Genomic DNA, 19,628 nt, shown 5'->3' with positions numbered 1-19,628 from the left:
GGGTGCGGCACGCTTTCGGGAGCTTTCAGACATTCAGCGCTGACTCATAAAACCTGATTTTTATGACTGGCCTGAATATGAAGACTATCGCTCTTTTGGCGCTCCTTACATTGGCCATGTGGCTATACACAGGATTGATCTCTGCTGCCCAGACAAAAGTGCCCATGGCACCGGCTGAGGCTGATCAGGATTTTTATCGCTGGATAGATTCCGAACAGGGGCGCAGCGCGTCCCTGGCGCAACTGCGGCTACAGTGCGACAAGGTACTGGATGCCGATAGACACCTCAGCTGTTCAGTGACGGTCTTCGCCAGAATGCTCGAAGCCAAGGTCGCCAACCAACTCCCCGAATACTATCTGGCGATCAAGGCCAGGCATGCCCAGGCGATTGCGGCCAACGCCTATCTGAAGCCCCTGTTCTCCACCTTTGGCAGCAAATCACTGGCTGTCCTGGCGGCGACCGGCGATTTCTCGGTCAGCGGTTCGGTGCGGCATGAGGTGCTGCCGCTCCATCCGTATGCCGACGACTTCTACCTCGCTGAACAAGTGCTGCCATTTATCGAGGTCGGCGCGGCCAATGGTGTCTCGGCGCGTTTTGTACTGGACACCGGCGCACCGCAAACCAGGGTCAACATCGACACTGCGAAACAGATGGGCATCAAGTTGTTGCCCGATGCTTTTTATCGCTACAGCACGTTTTATGGCGAAAAGGGCTTGGCCGCGAGGCTGGGAATTCTCCGGTCGTTGAAAGTCGGCACCCGCGAGTTCAGGAACATCCTGGTCTTTGTCAGCGACCGGGACAATCTGTTGGGGCTGGATCTGATCAGCAAGCTGGGGCGCTTGAAGATAACCAGCGGAACACTGGAGCTGAATCCGCCGCCTGCCACACGCTGTGATGCGTCGATTGTCATTAGCCGCCTGGATCTCAATCAACGGTTGGTGGTGGCCGCACAGCTGGATCGTCGGGCAACGCAGGCCATCATCGATACCGGAAATGTCGATTACCTGACGGCCTCGTCGCCCGGCAGGCAGCTCAGCGTTGTGCAGGCGCTGACACCCGGAAGCTCGAGCGTTTCCACCAACGACAACAAGCGTTTCCAACGCTTCGACGGCGTATTGGCCCTGCAAGGCAACACCATGGCGGTCACCTACAAATACTACCCGGGCTTTACCATCCCGCCGTCGCTGATAGCAGGGCAATACGTCCCGTCGATATTGCTCGGATGGCGCGCTTTCAAAGACTTTGAATTGAACCTGGATCTGGATTCAGGTCGCTCATGCCTCAATAAAATCTGAACAACTTCGGTGTTTACCCACAATCCCTGTTGGTGGTTCTGTGGATAACATGTTCGCCCCTCGCTACACCCCATACAAATCAAGCCTTGCGAGGCGTCGTTCAAAAAACAACCAGACTTGCTCGTGGTTTTTTCAAGCTTTTTCAAGGGGATAAGTGCTGCTGTGGATGCAGACTTGCCCCCAATCTCTGTTGGCGTTTCTGTGGATAAGATGTTTGCTATCGGCTGTAGGCCTTATAAACAGCGGCTTTCATGGGTTTGATCAAAAAGTGATCAATTGGTGTATTTGAGCCATGGAATTCCACGCAAACACCGGTTTTTTGCGGGTTGTAGCGGTTTTCCACAGAACCTTCGAAGTTAACCCCAAAGTCTGTTGGCGCTTCTGTGGATAAGGTGTTTGCCATCCTCTGAAAGCCTTGTATTCCGTGCCTTCCAGGCTTCTGATCAAAAAATGATCAGTTCGATCGTGGAAGCATGCTTCTGGATAAGTCACGGTTTTTCTTTGGGTTTTGTGGAGAAATTTTGCAGCCTTTCCACAGTTGTCCCCAATAGCTGTGGGTGGAGATGTGGATAACTTGTTCGCGGAAGGCTGGGAGGTGCGGCGGGCATAGGCCTGAACGAGATAGGTCATATTTCGTACAGTTCTAATGAAGAGAGGAATTACCGAGAGGACTGTGTTGATGCTGAGGGCGCCATCGCGAGCAGGCTCGCTCCTACAGTGGATTTGTGAACGACACAGATCGAGTGTGGGAGCGAGCTTGCTCGCGATGCTTTTGATGTTTAGCCGCTAACCGGGACACCCTTGAGGTACGGCGCAGGCTCGGCCCCCAGGTTGCTCAGCAGACGCTCGCTGTACCAGTCCACGAAGTTCACCACGCCGAACTCATAGGTCTTGGAGTACGGCCCAGGCTGGTACGCGGTGGAGTTGATGCCGCGCTGGTTCTCTTCGGCCAGGCGACGGTCCTGATCGTTGGTGGCGTCCCAGACCTGGCGCATGCGCTCCACGTCGTAGTCCACGCCTTCGACCGCGTCCTTGTGCACGATCCACTTGGTGGTGACCATGGTTTCCTGGGCGCTGATCGGCCATACGGTGAACACGATGATGTGGTCGCCCATGCAGTGGTTCCACGAGTGCGGCAGGTGCAGGATGCGCATCGAGCCCAGGTCCGGGTTCTGGATGCGGCCCATCAGCTTGGCGCAGCCCTGCTTGCCGTCCATGGTCATCGACACGGTGCCCTTGAGCAGCGGCATGCGCACGATGCGGTTACGCAGGCCGAAGCTGGCGTGGGCATAAGGGATCTTCTCTGCTTCCCAGGCAGCGGCGGAGGCGGCTACGTGGTCCTTGAAGGCCTGGTCGGCGCGCGGGTCGGTGACGTCGTCCCATTCCAGCAGGGTTTTCAACAGTTCCGGGTGCGACGCGTTGCAGTGGTAGCACTCGCGGTTGTTTTCCAGCACCAGCTTCCAGTTGGCCTTTTCCATCAAGGTGGTGGTGATCGCCACCTTGGTGTTCTCCATGTCGTACGGTTCCATGTAGTGGTTAAGCGTCGACAGGAAGTCATCGATGGCTGGTGGGTTCTCCGCCAGGCTGATGAAGATGTAGCCGCCGGCGGTCTTCACGTTCACCGGTTTGAGGCCGTACTCTTTCATGTCGAAGTCAGCGCCCATTTCGGTGCCGGCGAACAGCAGGCGGCCGTCGAGTTCGTAGGTCCACTGGTGGTAGTGGCAAACCAGCTTGGCAACCTTGCCCTTGTCGCTGGTGCACAGACGCGAGCCACGGTGGCGGCAGACGTTATGGAACGCATGCACCACGCCTTCGGCGCCGCGGATCACGATGATCGGGTTCTTGCCGATCTGCAGGGTCAGGTAGTTGCCCTTGGTCGGGATCTCGCAGGTCATGCCGGCGATCAACCACTCTTTCTGAAAGATTTCCTGCATGTCGATATCAAACAGGCGGTCGTCGGAGTAAAACGGCTGCGGCAGCGAGAACGTGCGCTCGCGCTCTTGCAGCATCTGTGCGGTGGCCTTGCGTGCGGGTTCCAGCGGATCGCCCAGGCTCAGGGTAGTAGTGACGTCCATCGATTTAGTCCTCATGGCCATTCTGTGTGGCCGGCGAAATGTGGCTACGGTTGTGCGACGCAAGACAAAAAACAGCAGTTATCTGTTGAAGCGAGTGTGGGGCCGGCGCTGGCCGGAACCTTATCCATGGGCGACATGGTGCAATCTGTTCCCGACGCGCAAGCCCCGGTAGCTGGGGGCTGGTCGCGATAAGCATGTCAATGTCGCAGATAGGTAAATGGGTGGTTCGCGCTATACGCAGAATCGCCAACATGAAGGCCGGCAGTCGGCCGTGGAGATCAGCATGTCCAACAGCTTCCTGAACCCGGTAACCACCCAGACCTGGGCCAATGGTCGACACATCGTCCGTTGCGTCAAAGTCATCCAGGAAACCTGGGATGTGCGCACCTTTTGCTTCATGGCCGACCAGCCGATCCTGTTCTTCTTCAAACCGGGGCAGTTTGTCACCCTGGAGCTGGAGATTGAAGGCCAGCCGATCATGCGTTCGTACACCATTTCCAGCTCGCCATCGGTGCCGTACAGCTTTTCGGTGACCATCAAGCGCGTGCCGGGCGGCAAGGTGTCCAACTGGCTGCACGACACCCTGCACGAAGGCCAGGAGCTGGCGGTGCACGGGCCGGTCGGGCTGTTCAATGCCATGGACTTTACCGCGCCGAAGGTGCTCTACCTCAGCGGCGGCGTTGGTATCACGCCGGTCATGTCCATGGCGCGCTGGTTCTATGACACCAACGGCAATGTCGACATGGTGTTTATCCACAGCGCCCGTTCGCCTAAAGACATCATTTACCACCGTGAGCTGGAACACATGGCGTCGCGGATCGACAACTTCAGCCTGCACCTGATCTGCGAGAAGCACGGTATGGGTGAGCCCTGGGCCGGTTATCGCGGTTACCTGAACCACAGAATGCTTGAATTGATGGCGCCGGACTTCCTTGAGCGCGAAGTATTCTGCTGCGGCCCGACACCGTATATGAATGCGGTCAAGCGCTTGCTGGAAGCCGCTGGCTTCGACATGTCGCGTTACCACGAAGAATCCTTCGGTGCGACCCCGCCAGAGGCGCGCGCTGACGCAGTGGAACACGCCGAACAAGCGGCCGAGGCACCGGAAGTCGACGTGGCGGATCTGCACCAGGTGGAGTTCACGGCGTCCGGCAAGAGCATTCGTGTGGCCCCGGGCGAGACCGTGCATGCGGCGGCGGCCAAGGTCGGCCTGATGATTCCGAAAGCGTGCGGCATGGGGATTTGCGGGACCTGCAAGGTGTTGAAGCTGGGTGGTGAGGTGGAGATGGATCACAACGGCGGGATCACCGAGGAAGACGAAGCGGATGGGTTCATCCTGTCGTGCTGCAGCGTGCCGAAAGGCGATGTGCGGATCGAATATTGATTCGGGTGGGAATATATCTCTGAAAGCAGTGTTGTTCACTTGTGGGAGCGAGCCTGCTCGCGAAGAGGGGGTGTCAGTCAACATCAATGTTACTGACACACCGCCATCGCGAGCAGGCTCGCTCCCACAGGTTTTTAGTCAATAAACAGATCCGTCATCAACTTGTCGCTGCTGTCCGGCGCGAACCGATAGTGTTCGAACTCCGTTACACCGTTTTCCCGCAGAATCTCCTCATCAATCAGCAAACGCCCGGTCAGGCTGCGGTTTGCGCTGCTCAGAATCACATGGGCGGCATCGGCCATGATCGCAGGCAGGCGCGCATGCTTGAACGACTCCCTCGACCCCAACTGAAACTCGATGGCAGCGGTGGCGATCATTGTCTGTGGCCACAGCGAGTTGACGCTGATGCCGTAGTTCTTGAATTCCTCACTCATGCCCAAAGTCAGCATGCTCATGCCGTACTTGGTGACGGTGTAGGGGCTGTACTGGGCGAACCACTTGGTGGCCAGGTTCAGCGGCGGTGACAGGTTGAGGATGTGGCCGCCGGACTTCTTCAGGTACGGCAACGCAGCCTGGCTGCACAGCAGGACGGCGCGGGTGTTGATCTGGTGCATCAGGTCGAAGCGCTTGAGTTCGAGGTGCTGGACCCCGGTGAGCTTGATCGCTCCGGCGTTGTTGATCAATGCATCGATGCCACCGAAATGTTCGTTGGCCTGGGCCAGCGCCTCACGTACGGCATCCTCTTCGCGCACATCCACCTGCAAGGCCAGCGCCTTGCCGCCTGCGGCTTCCACTTCCCGGGCCACGCTGAAAATCGTGCCCGGCAGCTTGGGGTGGGGTTCGGCACTTTTGGCGGCGATCACAATGTTGGCCCCATCGCGTGCGGCCCGCAGCGCAATCTCGCGGCCGATGCCGCGGCTGGCACCGGTGATGAACAGGGTTTTGCCTTGCAATGACATGCTGACGCTCCTGATTGTTGTTATGTGAGCGGGGTGGCTCGACAAACAATGTAGACGAAGTCTTCAGGTGCGGACTGTCAGGGGATGCGGATGGCTTTTGTAGGAGTGAGCCTGCTCGCGATAGCGGTCTTTCATCCAACAGATCTGGTGAATGATCGGGCCTCATCGCGGGCAAGCCCGCTCCCACAGGGTTTGTGGCGTTAGTGGGACATCACTTCACGGATATCCCGCGCCAATTCACGCACGCGCTCTTGCTCGGTGTCCCACGAGCACATGAAGCGTGCGCCGCCGTTGCCGATGAAGGTGTAGAAGCGCCAACCCTTGGCGGTCAGTGCGGCGATGGCCGGTTCCGACAGTTGCAGGAACACGCCGTTGGCCTGTACCGGGAACATCAGTTCCACGCCGGGAATGTCGCTGACCAGCTCTGCGAGCAATTGCGCGCAGTGGTTGGCGTGGTTGGCGTATTTGAGCCAGGCGTCGTTTTCCAGGATCCCGACCCACGGCGCCGACAGGAAGCGCATCTTTGAAGCCAGCTGCCCGGCCTGCTTGCAGCGGTAATCGAAGTCTTCGGCCAGTTTGTGGTTGAAGAACAGAATCGCCTCACCCACCGCCATGCCGTTTTTCGTGCCGCCAAAACACAACACGTCGACGCCGGCCTTCCAGGTCAGGTCAGCCGGGGTGCAGCCGAGGAAGGCGCAGGCGTTGGAGAAGCGTGCGCCGTCCATGTGCAGGTTCAGGCCCAGCTCTTTGCAGGTGGCGCTGATGGCGCGGATTTCGTCCGGGGTGTAGACGCTGCCGACTTCGGTGGCCTGGGTCAGGGTCACGACGCGGGGTTTCGGGTAGTGGATGTCCTGGCGCTTGAGCGCGACCTCGCGGATCGATTCCGGGGTCAGCTTGCCGTTTTCAGTGCGGGCGATCAGCAGTTTGGAGCCGTTGGAGAAGAATTCCGGGGCGCCGCATTCGTCGGTTTCGACGTGGGCGGTTTCCGAGCAGATCACGCTGTGGTAACTCTGGCACAGCGACGACAGCGCCAGCGAGTTGGCGGCGGTGCCGTTGAAGGCAAAAAACACTTCGCAGTCGGTTTCGAACAGTTTGCGGAATCCGTCGGAGGCACGAGCGGTCCACTCGTCGTCGCCGTATGCGCGCTGGTGGCCGTGGTTGGCCTGTTCCATGGCCGCCCAGGCTTCAGGGCAGATGCCGGAATAGTTGTCGCTGGCGAATTGTTGGCTCTTATCGGTCATGGCCTGCTTCCGTGGTCGAGATGCCTATGGTGAAGCGTCCCGTGGTCAATGAGGGTGCGCACTGTACCCAAGATCGTCAGGTGGAGCGCACAGGATGTCGCTGTCGGGAAAATACAGTGTCGAAGGGCAATTATGCACGTGACTATGCACAAGAGCATGCACAAGAGCATGCACAAGGCCATGCACTTAAAGCAGCGCGACGGGGCACTGGATCTGCTCAAGTGGCTGGCGCTGTTGAGTATGGTGCTCGATCACCTGCGATATGTCGGTTATTCCGCCGATCTGTTGTATGTGCCGGGGCGTTTGGCGTTTCCATGGTTCTGCCTGGCGATGGCGGCCAATCTGGCGCGCAAGCCTGTTGTGGTGAGCGGTGGGCAATGGCGCTATCTGGGCTGGTTGTTGCTGTTTAGCGCAGTGAGTGAAGTTCCTTACCGGATGTACATTCCCAATCCCGACACCTTGAACGTGTTGCCCACCCTTGCCCTGGGCTTGCTGGTGATTCGTGGCTGGCAGCAGCCGGTGCTAGCGTCGCGCCTGCTGGCGGTGGGCGCATTGCTGCTGGCAGGGTTTTTCTCCCAGCGATTGATGTTCGGGTTCTTTGGCGTGCTGTTGCCGCTGGCGATGCTGCTGGTACTGCAACGGCCCTGGTACTTCGCGCTGTTGGCGGGGTTGGTGTGCCTGGCGGGCAATCAGTGGCAGGTGCTGTATTACGCGGCTCGCCTGGGCAATGTCGCGGCGATTCCGGCCATCGTCATGTGCCTGATTGCGCCATGGCTCGGGCTGTTCTTGTTGCGACATGCAAAGGACGTAAATCCACCACCGATGCGGCGCTGGGCGTATGCGCTGTATCCCTTGCATTTCCTGGTGTTGCTCGCAGTGCGACAGGTCATCGCCTGACCCTGTGGGAGCGGGCTTGCTCGCGAAGAAGGCACTGCGGTATTTCAGACAGACCGCGTAATCGTTCTTCGCGAGCAAGCCCGCTCCCACAAGGGATCCATGCTGATTTGAGGTTTGTGTTCGGCATGCCATTTCCCGTCATGTCGTAAACGCACCTTTGCGTGGCGCCCGTAGGCATTTGACGACTCCAAGCCAGTCATACCATCGCTACCAAAGGGCACTGCCGAAACGCCAGTGCCTCACCGAGACGAATGGCGCACCACCGCCGCTGGGAGAGACGCGATGTTCAGCAAGCAAGACCAGATCCAGGGTTACGACGATGCACTGCTGGCGGCGATGAATGCCGAGGAGCAACGTCAGGAAGATCACATCGAGCTGATCGCGTCGGAGAACTACACCAGCAAGCGCGTGATGGAAGCGCAAGGCAGCGGCCTGACCAACAAATACGCCGAAGGTTATCCGGGCAAGCGCTACTACGGTGGCTGCGAGCACGTCGACAAGGTTGAGGCGCTGGCCATCGAGCGCGCCAAGCAATTGTTCGGCGCCGATTACGCCAACGTCCAGCCGCACTCCGGTTCTTCGGCCAACAGCGCCGTGTACCTGGCCCTGCTGCAAGCCGGCGACACCATTCTCGGCATGAGCCTGGCCCACGGCGGTCACCTGACCCACGGCGCCAAAGTGTCGTCCTCGGGCAAGCTGTACAACGCCGTGCAGTACGGCATCGACACCAAGACCGGTCTGATCGATTACGACGAAGTCGAGCGCCTGGCCGTCGAGTGCAAGCCGAAGATGATCGTTGCCGGCTTCTCGGCCTATTCCAAGACCCTCGACTTCCCGCGCTTCCGCCAGATTGCCGACAAGGTCGGTGCGTTGCTGTTCGTCGACATGGCCCACGTTGCCGGTCTGGTCGCAGCTGGTCTGTACCCGAACCCGCTGCCTTACGCTGATGTGGTCACCACCACCACCCACAAGACCCTGCGCGGTCCGCGTGGCGGTCTGATCCTGGCCAGGTCCAACGAAGAAATCGAGAAGAAGCTCAACGCGGCAGTTTTCCCGGGTGCCCAGGGCGGCCCGCTGATGCACGTGATCGCCGGCAAGGCGGTGTGCTTCAAGGAAGCGCTGGAGCCTGGCTTCAAGGCTTACCAGCAGCAAGTGATCGACAACGCCCAGGCCATGGCCGGCGTGTTTATCAAACGCGGCTACGATGTAGTGTCCGGCGGTACCGACAACCACCTGTTCCTCGTCAGCCTGATCCGTCAGGGCCTGACCGGCAAAGAGGCGGACGCAGCCCTCGGTCGCGCCCACATCACTGTGAACAAAAACGCTGTCCCGAACGATCCACAGTCGCCGTTCGTGACCTCCGGCCTGCGCATCGGCACCCCGGCGGTCACCACTCGCGGCTTCAAGGTGACCCAGTGCGTCACGCTGGCCGGCTGGATCTGCGACATCCTCGACAACCTCGGCGACGCCGATGTCGAGGCCAATGTCGCCGAGCAAGTGGCAGCCCTGTGCGCGGACTTCCCGGTTTATCGCTGAGTGCGGTTTTGGAGTAAATGACTATGCAACGCTACTCGGGCTTCGGCCTCTTCAAACACTCTCTCAGCCATCATGAAAACTGGCAGAAAATGTGGCGCACGCCGACCCCTAAAAAGGTCTACGACGTGGTCATCGTCGGTGGTGGCGGGCATGGTCTCGCCACGGCTTACTACCTGGCCAAGGAACACGGCATCACCAACGTGGCCGTGGTCGAGAAAGGCTGGCTGGGCGGCGGTAACACCGCGCGCAACACCACCATCGTTCGCTCCAACTACCTGTGGGACGAGTCGGCGCACCTGTACGAACACGCGATGAAACTGTGGGAAGGCCTGTCCCAGGACCTCAACTACAACGTGATGTTCTCCCAGCGCGGCGTCTACAACCTGTGCCACACCCTGCAGGACATCCGTGATTCCGAGCGTCGGGTCAGCGCCAACCGCCTCAACGGCGTCGACGGTGAACTGCTCGATGCCAAACAGGTTGCCGACGAGATTCCGTACCTCGACTGCTCCAAGAACACTCGCTACCCGGTGATGGGCGCTACCGTCCAGCGTCGCGGCGGCGTGGCTCGTCACGATGCCGTGGCCTGGGGCTTTGCCCGTGCCGCCGACGCCCTCGGCGTGGACCTGATCCAGCAGACCGAAGTGATTGGCTTCCGCAAGGAAAACGGCGTGTGCATCGGCGTTGAAACCAACAAGGGCTTCATCGGCGCCAAGCGCGTCGGTGTAGTGACCGCCGGTAACTCCGGGCACATGGCCAAGCTCGCCGGTTTCCGCCTGCCGATCGAATCCCACCCGTTGCAAGCGCTGGTGTCCGAGCCGATCAAGCCGATTATCGACAGCGTGATCATGTCCAACGCCGTACACGGCTACATCAGCCAGTCCGACAAGGGCGACCTGGTGATCGGTGCCGGTATCGACGGCTACAACGGCTACGGCCAGCGTGGTTCGTACCCGGTGATCGAGCACACCATCCAGGCCATCGTCGAGATGTTCCCGGTGCTGTCGCGGGTACGCATGAACCGTCAGTGGGGCGGCATCGTCGACACCACGCCGGACGCCTGCCCGATCATTTCGAAAACCCCGGTACCGAACATGTTCTTCAACTGCGGTTGGGGCACCGGTGGCTTCAAGGCGACACCTGGCTCGGGCAACGTGTTTGCCGCGAGCCTGGCCAAGGGTGAAATGCACCCATTGGCTGCACCTTTCTCCATCGACCGTTTCCACAACGGTGCGTTGATCGATGAACACGGCGCTGCTGCGGTTGCCCACTAACAGGAGAAATCCCCATGTTGCATATCTTCTGTCCTCACTGCGGCGAGTTGCGCTCCGAAGAGGAATTCCACGCATCCGGCCAGGCGCACATCCCGCGTCCACTGGATCCGAACACCTGCACCGACGAGGAGTGGGGCGACTATATGTTCTTCCGCGATAACCCACGCGGTCTGCACCACGAGCTGTGGGATCACGTCGCCGGTTGCCGTCAGTACTTCAACGTCACCCGCGACACCGTGACCTACGAGATTCTCGAAACCTACAAGATCGGCACCAAGCCACAATTCACCGACAAGACCGATAGCCCGAAAGCGGCCAGCACGGCTCTGGGAGAGAAGGTATGAGCCAGATCAATCGCCTGTCCAATGGCGGACGGATCGACCGCAACAAAGTCTTGACCTTCACCTTCAACGGCCAGAACTACAAAGGCTTCGAAGGCGATTCCCTGGCCGCTGCACTGCTGGCCAACGGCGTCGACATCATCGGTCGCAGCTTCAAGTATTCCCGTCCCCGCGGCATCTTCGCTGCGGGCGCTGAAGAGCCGAACGCGGTGCTGCAGATCGGCGCCACCGAAGCCACGCAGATCCCGAACGTGCGCGCCACGCAACAGGCGCTGTATCAAGGCCTGGTCGCCACCAGCACCAACGGCTGGCCGAGCGTGAACAACGACATGATGGGGATTCTCGGCAAGGTCGGCGGCAAGCTGATGCCACCGGGCTTCTACTACAAAACCTTCATGTACCCGCAATCGTTCTGGATGACCTACGAGAAGTACATCCGCAAGGCTGCCGGCCTGGGCCGCTCGCCGACCGAGAACGATCCGGACACCTACGACTACATGAACCAGCACTGCGACGTGCTGATCGTCGGCGCCGGCCCTGCTGGCCTGGCCGCTGCACTGGCGGCTGCGCGCAGCGGTGCCCGTGTAATTCTGGCTGACGAACAGGAAGAGTTCGGCGGCAGCCTGCTCGACTCCCGCGAAAGCCTCGACGGCAAGCCTGCGATGGAGTGGGTGGCCAGCGTCATCGACGAACTGAAGAACACCCCGGACGTGCTGCTGTTGCCGCGCGCCACCGTCAACGGCTACCACGACCATAACTTCCTGACCATTCACGAGCGCCTGACCGATCACCTCGGCGACCGCGCACCGATTGGCCAGGTGCGTCAGCGCATCCACCGGGTCCGCGCCAATCGCGTGGTATTGGCGACCGGCGCTCACGAGCGTCCACTGGTCTACGGCAACAACGACGTACCGGGCAACATGCTCGCCGGCGCCATCTCGACTTACGTTCGCCGCTACGGCGTGGCACCGGGCAAGAAGCTGGTGCTGTCGACCAACAACGACCACGCCTACCGCGTTGCCCTGGATTGGCTCGATGCCAGCCTGCAAGTGGTGGCCATCGCCGACGCCCGCAGCAATCCACGTGGAGCGCTGGTGGAAGAAGCCCGCGCCAAAGGCATCCGCATCCTCACCGGCAGCGCCGTGATCGAGGCCCGTGGCAGCAAGCACGTGACCGCTGCCCGCGTGGCCGCCATCGATGTCAAAGCCCACACCGTGACCAGTCCTGGTGAATGGCTTGAATGCGACGTTGTAGCCAGTTCCGGTGGCTACAGCCCCGTGGTTCACCTGGCTTCGCACCTGGGTGGCAAGCCGATCTGGCGCGAAGACATCCTCGGTTTCGTACCGGGCGAAGCACCGCAGAAACGTGTGTGTGTCGGTGGCATCAACGGCGTCTATGGCCTTGGCGATTCCCTGGCCGACGGTTTTGAAGGTGGCGTTCGCGCTGCTGCCGAAGCCGGCTTCCAATCGGTTGAAGGCGTGTTGCCAAAAGCCCTGAGCCGTCTCGAAGAACCGACCCTGGCGCTGTTCCAGGTGCCCCATGAAAAGAACACCGCACGGGCGCCGAAGCAATTCGTCGACCTGCAAAACGACGTCACCGCCGCCGCCATCGAACTGGCGACCCGCGAGGGCTTCGAGTCGGTCGAGCACGTCAAGCGCTACACCGCCCTGGGCTTCGGCACCGATCAGGGCAAGCTCGGCAACGTCAACGGCCTGGCCATCGCTGCCCGCTCGTTGAACGTGACCATCCCGCAGATGGGCACCACCATGTTCCGTCCGAACTACACGCCGGTGACCTTTGGCGCCGTGGCCGGTCGTCACTGTGGGCACATCTTCGAGCCGGTGCGTTACACCGCACTGCATCAATGGCACCTGAAAAACGGCGCCGAGTTCGAAGACGTCGGCCAGTGGAAACGTCCTTGGTACTTCCCGAAATCCGGTGAAGACCTGCATGCCGCCGTTAAGCGCGAATGCAAAGCCGTGCGCGACAGCGTCGGCCTGCTGGATGCTTCGACCCTGGGCAAGATCGACATCCAGGGCCCGGATGCGCGCGAGTTCCTCAACCGCGTCTACACCAACGCCTGGACCAAGCTCGATGTGGGCAAGGCCCGTTACGGCCTGATGTGCAAAGAAGACGGCATGGTCTTCGACGACGGTGTGACGGCTTGCCTGGCCGACAACCATTTCGTCATGACCACCACCACCGGCGGCGCGGCTCGCGTACTTCAGTGGCTGGAGCTGTACCACCAAACCGAATGGCCGGACATGAAGGTGTACTTCACCTCCGTCACCGACCACTGGGCGACCATGACCCTGTCCGGGCCGAACAGCCGCAAATTGCTCGCTGAAGTCACCGACATCGACCTGAGCAACGAAGCCTTCCCGTTCATGACCTGGAAAGAAGGTCTGGTGGGTGGTGTGCCGGCGCGGGTATTCCGGATTTCGTTTACCGGTGAACTGTCGTACGAAGTCAACGTGCAAGCCGACTACGCCATGGGCGTGCTGGAAAAAATCGTCGACGCCGGCAAGAAGTACAACCTGACCCCGTACGGCACTGAAACCATGCACGTGCTGCGGGCCGAGAAGGGCTTCATCATCGTCGGTCAGGACACTGACAGCTCGATGACCCCGGACGACCTGAACATGGGCTGGTGTGTCGGTCGCACCAAACCGTTCTCGTGGATCGGCTGGCGTGGCATGAACCGTGAAGACTGCGTGCGTGATCAGCGCAAGCAACTGGTTGGCCTGAAGCCGATCGATCCGAACAAATGGCTGCCGGAAGGCGCGCAACTGGTGTTCAACACCAAGCAAGCCATCCCGATGACCATGGTTGGTCACGTGACTTCCAGTTACCTGCACAACTCCCTGGGCTATTCGTTCGCCATGGGTGTGGTCAAGGGCGGATTGCAGCGGATGGGCGAGCGAGTGTTCGCACCGCTGGCCGACGGCAGCGTGATCGAGGCGGAAATTGTTTCTTCGGTGTTCTTCGATCCGAAGGGCGAACGCCAGAACATCTAATGGCCTCGAGATCTGTGGGCGGGCTGCCATTCGCGAGCAGGCTCGCTCCCACAGGGGAACGCGGTCGAATGTGGGAGCGAGCCTGCTCGCGAAAGCGGCAGAACAGCCACCACAGGAACCAACAGAATTCAGGAAAGGTGCTTTATGACCGCAGCCAATGTTTACCAACAACGCCCAACCTCCGGGGCCAAGGCCGAGTCGTCGCTGCATCACGCCGACCTTGCCAGCCTGGTGGGCAAGGGCCGCAAGAACGCCGGCGTGACCGTGCGTGAGAAAAAACTCCTCGGCCACCTGACCATTCGTGGCGATGGCCACGACGCCGCATTCGCCGCGGGCGTGCACAAGGCCCTGGGCATCGAGTTACCGGGCGCGTTGAGCGTGATCGTCAAAGGTGAAACCAGCCTGCAATGGATGGGGCCGGATGAGTGGCTGCTGATCGTGCCGACCGGTGAAGAACTGGCCGCGGAGCAAAAACTGCGCAAAGCGCTGGGCGATTTGCACATTGCAATCGTCAACGTCAGCGGCGGCCAGCAGGTCCTCGAACTGAGCGGCCCGAACGTGCGCCAGGTGCTGATGAAGTCCACCAGCTACGACGTGCACCCGAACAACTTCCCGGTGGGCAAAGCCGTCGGCACGGTGTTCGCCAAATCGCAATTGATGATCCGTCACACCGCCGAAGACACCTGGGAACTGCTGATTCGTCGCAGCTTCTCGGATTACTGGTGGCTGTGGTTGCAGGATGCTTCTGCCGAGTATGGCCTGAGCGTACAGGCCTGATCACCACCGTCACTGTAGGAGCGAGCCTGCTCGCGATGGACTTCAAGGCAACGCGTTGAATCAGAAAGTACGCGTCATCGTTGGCCTCCATCGCGAGCAGGGCTCGCTCCTACGGTAGGCATCCACCGATTTCTCAGGAGTCACCGCCCTATGAGCCGCGCCCCAGACACATGGATTCTGACCGCCGACTGCCCCAGCGTGCTCGGCACCGTGGACGCGGTGACCCGCTTTCTGTTCGAGCAGGGCTGCTACGTCACCGAGCATCACTCCTTCGACGACCGGCTCTCGGGCCGTTTCTTCATTCGTGTGGAGTTCCGCCAGCCTGACGGTTTCGACGAGCAGTCCTTCCGCGCGGGCCTCGCCGAGCGCGGTGAAGCCTTCGGCATGATCTTCGAACTGACCGCGCCGAACTACCGGCCGAAAGTGGTGATCATGGTTTCCAAGGCCGATCACTGCCTCAACGACTTGCTCTATCGCCAGCGCATCGGCCAGTTGTCGATGGACGTCGCCGCCGTGGTCTCCAACCACCCGGACCTCAAGCCACTGGCCGACTGGCACCAGATTCCGTACTACCACTTCCCGCTGGATCCGAACGACAAGCCGTCCCAGGAACGTCAGGTATGGCAGGTCATCGAAGAGTCCGGCGCCGAACTGGTGATCCTTGCGCGCTACATGCAAGTGCTGTCGCCGGAGCTGTGCCGCAAGCTCGATGGCAAGGCGATCAACATTCACCACTCCCTGCTGCCCGGATTCAAGGGGGCCAAGCCCTATCACCAGGCCTACAACAAGGGCGTGAAACTGGTGGGCGCCACGGCGCATTACATCAACAACGACCTCGATGAAGGTCCGATCATTGCCCAGGGCGTGGAGGCTGTGGACCACAGTCATTACCCGGAAGATTTGATCGCCAAGGGGCGGGATATCGAAGGGCTGACGCTGGCGCGGGCCGTTGGGTATCACATTGAGAGAAGAGTGTTTTTGAACGCCAATCGTACAGTCGTTCTTTAAATCGCCATCGCGAGCAAGCTCGCTCCCACAGTGGATCGGGGGCGGACACAAGATTTGTGAACGACACAAAACCCTGTGGGAGCGAGCTTGCTCGCGATGAGGCCCTTACAAGCAACACAAAAGACACAGGCAATAACCCGAGCACTTAACGCGCTGCCTGCCTGGGCAACGCGGTTCCATAAAAACAACAGCGAGGTGAAAGCATGTCTGGCAATCGTGGTGTGGTGTATCTCGGCGCTGGCAAGGTCGAAGTGCAGAATATTGACTATCCGAAAATGCAGGACCCGCGCGGCAGGAAGATTGAACACGCTGTCATCCTGCGTGTGGTGTCCACCAACATCTGTGGTTCCGACCAGCACATGGTGCGCGGCCGTACCACGGCACAAACCGGCCTGGTGCTGGGCCATGAGATCACCGGTGAAGTGATCGAGAAGGGCAGCGACGTCGAGAACCTGAATATCGGCGACCTGGTGTCCGTACCGTTCAACGTGGCTTGCGGGCGCTGCCGTTCCTGCAAAGAAATGCACACCGGTGTTTGCCTGAGCGTCAACCCGGCGCGTCCGGGCGGCGCTTATGGTTATGTCGACATGGGCGACTGGACCGGCGGCCAGGCCGAATACGCCATGGTGCCGTACGCTGACTTCAACCTGCTGAAACTGCCGGATCGCGACCGGGCGATGGAAAAAATCCGCGACCTGACCTGCCTCTCCGACATCCTGCCGACCGGCTATCACGGCGCAGTGACCGCTGGCGTTGGCCCGGGCAGCACCGTGTACATCGCCGGTGCCGGTCCGGTCGGTCTGGCGGCGGCCGCATCCGCTCGCCTGCTGGGTGCGGCGGTGGTGATCATCGGTGACGTCAACACCGTTCGCCTGGCCCACGCCAAGGCTCAGGGCTTCGAGATCGCCGACCTGTCCCTGGACACACCGCTGCACGAACAGATCGCCGCACTGCTCGGCGAGCCGGAAGTGGATTGCGCCATCGACGCCGTCGGCTTCGAAGCCCGTGGCCATGGCCATGACGGCGTGAAACACGAAGCCCCGGCCACCGTACTCAACTCGCTGATGGGCGTGGTGCGTGTGGCAGGCAAGATCGGCATCCCCGGCCTCTACGTGACCGAAGACCCAGGCGCTGTCGACGCTGCCGCGAAAATGGGCAGCCTGAGCATCCGCTTCGGTCTGGGCTGGGCCAAGTCCCATAGCTTCCACACCGGCCAGACCCCGGTGATGAAGTACAACCGCCAGTTGATGCAGGCGATCATGTGGGACCGCATCAACATCGCCGAAGTGGTGGGCGTTCAGGTGATCAGCCTGGATCAGGCGCCGCAGGGTTATGGCGAGTTCGATGCCGGCGTGCCGAAGAAGTTTGTGATCGATCCGCACAAGATGTTCAGCGCGGCGTAAGTCTTTGCGTAATACAAAACGGCGACCTTCGGGTCGCCGTTTTTGTTTGGATATCTTTTTCAAACGGCTGCCAAGGTTCCTGGTTCAATACCGGCCCCGTCGGCGGCCCGGTCGTGCCATTCATCGCGTGGCATCCGGTGTTTCACGTTTCATCTACCTGACCTGTGTAAAAACGGATGCGCGGCAAGGAACATGATTGAGGATGCCCGGTCAAACCGGGAGTTTTACCGCCGGTTTTCGGATGGTTTCATGGCACAAGAGGATGTCTGGATGAAGATTTCACGCGGTATTGCACTGGCTTCGCTGTTGGCACTGTCCGCCAGCCCGGCTTTTGCACAGTTCAGCCTGAACGACGCGGCCAATGCGATTTCGGGCATGAAGGGCGGTGACGCAGCCGCGACTGCCGAACCGACGCCGCCGACAGCCGACCTGCTAAGCACCCTCAGTGAATTGAACATCACCCCACAACAAGCCATCGGCGGCGCCGGTGCAATGCTGGGGCTGGCGAAGAACCAGTTGAGTTCGACCGACTACTCGGAACTGGCCAAAAGCGTACCGGGCATCGACATGCTCTCGGGCGGCGGTGAGTTGGGTGCACTGGCCGGTCTGCTCGGCTCCAGCGGCAAAGCTGCAGGACTGGACAATGCCCTGGGTAACGTCAAGAACACCAACGACCTGAACAACGCCTTCAGTGCTCTGGGCATGGACAGCGGCATGATCGGCCTGTTTACCCCGGTGCTCCTGCAATACCTCGGCCAGCAGGGCGTCGGCGGTTCGCTGCTGAGCAGCCTGGGCGGGATCTGGGGTGCTGGCACCGGCAGTTGATTCAGCGGCGCCCGACGCGCAAGGCGTCGATGCGCTGATCCTTCTCGATCCAGAGCTGGTTGACCCAGTTCTGGGTTTTTTCGCGAAACAGCGGATCGTTTTCGTAATCGCCCTGCCACAACGCCGGGTCAAGTTCGCGGGTCTGGATATCGATGATAACTCTCGGCACATTGCCGCTGATCAAGTCCCAGAACCCCGGAATCTTCTGCTGCGGGTAAACCACCGTCACATCGAGAATCGCGTCCAGCTGTTCGCCCATCGCCGCCAGCACAAACGCCACGCCGCCGGCCTTGGGCTTGAGCAGGCGATTGAACGGTGACTGTTGCCGGGCAGATTTAGCTGCCGTGAAGCGAGTGCCTTCGAGGTAATTGACCACCGTCACCGGTTGGCGCTTGAACAGCTCGCAAGCTTGTTTGGTGATCTCCAGATCCTTGCCAGCCAGTTCCGGGTGTTTGGCCAGGAAGGCTTTGCTGTAGCGTTTCATGAACGGGTAATCCAGCGCCCACCACGCCAGGCCCAGGAAGGGCACCCAGATCAGTTCTTTCTTGAGGAAGAATTTGAAGAACGGCGTACGCCGGTTCAGCGTCTGGATCAGGGCCGGGATGTCGACCCAGGATTGATGGTTGCTGATCACCAGATATGAAGTGTCGCGACGCAGATCGTCACCGCCACGGATGTCCCATTGGGTAGGGATACAGACACGGAAGATCAGCTTGTCGATCTCGGACCAGGTCTCGGCGATCCACATCACCGACCAAGAGGCGTAATCGCGAAAGCGGCCGGGCAGAACCAGTTTGAGCAGGGCAAACACCATCAACGGTCCGATCAGGACCAGGGTATTGAGCACAAGCAGCAGGGTCACGAAACAGCCGGTGAGCAGGCGGCGCATAAGTCACTCGTGGAAGCGGTTGGGCGCGCCATGATAAGCAGCTTCGAGCGGCAGGCCAATTCGGTGCTGACGAATGTTTCACTTTTGGGTCGGTAACCTTGTGGGAACGATCAAGCGAACGACGGTCTAAAATCCGACTGCTCACTCTCATGGAAACCCATTACGTGAAATCCCTCCTTGCAGTGCTCTCCCTCATTGCCCTGCCGGTCATGGCCGCCGAGCCGACCCTCTATGGGCGTTACGAATATATCGCCCTGCCGGAAATCGGCGGGAAGGTCCTCAAGGCGAAGATGGACACCGGCGCCCTGACCGCGTCGCTGTCGGCCAAGGACATCGAAACCTTTACCCGCGATGGCGAAGAATGGGTGCGTTTCCGCCTCGCCACCAAAGATGCTGGCAACCAGGTCTACGAGCACAAGATCGCGCGCATCAGCAAGATCAAGACCCGTTCCGAAGAGGAAGAGGATGACAGCGAAGTGATCGCACCCACCAAACGTCCGGTGGTCGATCTGGAACTGTGCCTGGGTAACGTCAAGCGCACGGTCGAGGTCAACCTGACTGACCGCAGCAGCTTCAACTATCCGTTGCTGATCGGCGCCAAGGCATTGCGCGAGTTCGGGGCGGCGGTGAACCCGGCGCGGCGTTTTACCGCGGACAAGCCCGATTGCTGATTGACGGGGTGTGAGGCTTGGGGCACCGTTCGCCCA

General features: G+C 60.2%; 17 protein-coding genes. 12 read left to right on the top strand and 5 right to left on the bottom strand.

The features are described 5' to 3' along the window. Positions 1–62: 62 nt before the first annotated feature. Positions 63–1,295, top strand: a complete 1,233-nt coding sequence (locus tag AC3IT9_RS26925) for a retroviral-like aspartic protease family protein (protein WP_489271389.1) — start codon at positions 63–65, stop codon at positions 1,293–1,295. A gap of 261 nt (positions 1,296–1,556) precedes the next feature. On the opposite strand, the gene AC3IT9_RS26920 is transcribed toward AC3IT9_RS26925, so the two are convergent. Further along, a complete protein-coding gene (locus tag AC3IT9_RS26920; RefSeq protein WP_489271388.1) occupies positions 1,557–1,925 on the bottom strand; it encodes a hypothetical protein in 369 nt (122 codons plus the stop codon). A gap of 149 nt (positions 1,926–2,074) precedes the next feature. Then, positions 2,075–3,370: a glycine-betaine demethylase subunit GbcA gene (gene gbcA / locus AC3IT9_RS26915; protein WP_489271387.1), complete on the bottom strand. Its 1,296-nt coding sequence runs from the start codon at positions 3,368–3,370 to the stop codon at positions 2,075–2,077. 283 nt (positions 3,371–3,653) lie between these two features. Between gbcA and gbcB the strand changes: the two genes are divergently transcribed. Continuing rightward, complete coding sequence (gene gbcB, locus AC3IT9_RS26910) at positions 3,654–4,754, top strand: glycine-betaine demethylase subunit GbcB (protein WP_150725139.1); 1,101 nt, start codon at positions 3,654–3,656, stop codon at positions 4,752–4,754. Positions 4,755–4,888: 134 nt separating this feature from the next. On the opposite strand, the gene AC3IT9_RS26905 is transcribed toward gbcB, so the two are convergent. Beyond that, entirely contained in the window at positions 4,889–5,713 is an 825-nt protein-coding gene (locus AC3IT9_RS26905; protein ID WP_423505311.1) for an SDR family oxidoreductase, read from the bottom strand. Positions 5,714–5,913: 200 nt separating this feature from the next. Further along, positions 5,914–6,954 carry a threonine aldolase family protein gene (locus tag AC3IT9_RS26900; RefSeq protein WP_150725141.1) on the bottom strand — a complete coding sequence of 347 codons (1,041 nt, stop codon included), beginning with the start codon at positions 6,952–6,954 and terminating at the stop codon, positions 5,914–5,916. 132 nt (positions 6,955–7,086) lie between these two features. On the opposite strand from AC3IT9_RS26900, the gene AC3IT9_RS26895 reads away from it, so the two are divergent. The 9 genes from AC3IT9_RS26895 (at position 7,087) to AC3IT9_RS26855 (ending at position 18,032) form a co-directional block, all read left to right on the top strand. Further along, entirely contained in the window at positions 7,087–7,851 is a 765-nt protein-coding gene (locus tag AC3IT9_RS26895) for a TraX family protein (RefSeq protein WP_423505309.1), read from the top strand. A gap of 282 nt (positions 7,852–8,133) precedes the next feature. After that, on the top strand, positions 8,134–9,387 hold the full coding sequence (gene glyA, locus AC3IT9_RS26890) for a serine hydroxymethyltransferase (RefSeq protein WP_353741711.1): 1,254 nt from the start codon (positions 8,134–8,136) through the stop codon (positions 9,385–9,387). Positions 9,388–9,410: 23 nt separating this feature from the next. Further along, positions 9,411–10,661: a sarcosine oxidase subunit beta gene (locus tag AC3IT9_RS26885; RefSeq protein WP_007947735.1), complete on the top strand. Its 1,251-nt coding sequence runs from the start codon at positions 9,411–9,413 to the stop codon at positions 10,659–10,661. 14 nt (positions 10,662–10,675) lie between these two features. Next, positions 10,676–11,005, top strand: coding sequence for a sarcosine oxidase subunit delta (locus AC3IT9_RS26880; protein WP_046039383.1), 330 nt, complete (start codon positions 10,676–10,678; stop codon positions 11,003–11,005). After that, entirely contained in the window at positions 11,002–14,019 is a 3,018-nt protein-coding gene (locus tag AC3IT9_RS26875; protein ID WP_489271386.1) for a sarcosine oxidase subunit alpha, read from the top strand. The genes AC3IT9_RS26880 and AC3IT9_RS26875 overlap by 4 nt, the downstream gene beginning before the upstream one ends. Positions 14,020–14,163: 144 nt before the next feature. Further along, positions 14,164–14,796, top strand: coding sequence for a sarcosine oxidase subunit gamma (locus AC3IT9_RS26870; RefSeq protein WP_150725144.1), 633 nt, complete (start codon positions 14,164–14,166; stop codon positions 14,794–14,796). A gap of 150 nt (positions 14,797–14,946) precedes the next feature. Continuing rightward, complete coding sequence (gene purU, locus AC3IT9_RS26865; RefSeq protein ID WP_007981374.1) at positions 14,947–15,804, top strand: formyltetrahydrofolate deformylase; 858 nt, start codon at positions 14,947–14,949, stop codon at positions 15,802–15,804. Positions 15,805–16,007: 203 nt separating this feature from the next. After that, on the top strand, positions 16,008–17,207 hold the full coding sequence (fdhA, locus tag AC3IT9_RS26860) for a formaldehyde dehydrogenase, glutathione-independent (RefSeq protein WP_150725145.1): 1,200 nt from the start codon (positions 16,008–16,010) through the stop codon (positions 17,205–17,207). Positions 17,208–17,477: 270 nt separating this feature from the next. Next, complete coding sequence (locus AC3IT9_RS26855) at positions 17,478–18,032, top strand: DUF2780 domain-containing protein (RefSeq protein WP_489271385.1); 555 nt, start codon at positions 17,478–17,480, stop codon at positions 18,030–18,032. Position 18,033: 1 nt separating this feature from the next. Here the strand turns inward: AC3IT9_RS26855 and yihG are convergent, their stop codons facing one another. Next, positions 18,034–18,921: a 1-acylglycerol-3-phosphate O-acyltransferase, YihG family gene (gene yihG, locus AC3IT9_RS26850; protein WP_150756167.1), complete on the bottom strand. Its 888-nt coding sequence runs from the start codon at positions 18,919–18,921 to the stop codon at positions 18,034–18,036. Positions 18,922–19,085: 164 nt separating this feature from the next. On the opposite strand from yihG, the gene rloA2 reads away from it, so the two are divergent. Then, entirely contained in the window at positions 19,086–19,592 is a 507-nt protein-coding gene (gene rloA2 / locus AC3IT9_RS26845) for a retropepsin-like aspartic peptidase RloA2 (protein ID WP_489271384.1), read from the top strand. Positions 19,593–19,628 lie beyond the last annotated feature (36 nt).

It is taken from the genome of Pseudomonas sp. KH_046_1, from assembly GCF_057839025.1.
Note: the sequence above shows the minus strand (reverse complement) of the source record. Positions and strands in the feature narration are given on the sequence as shown.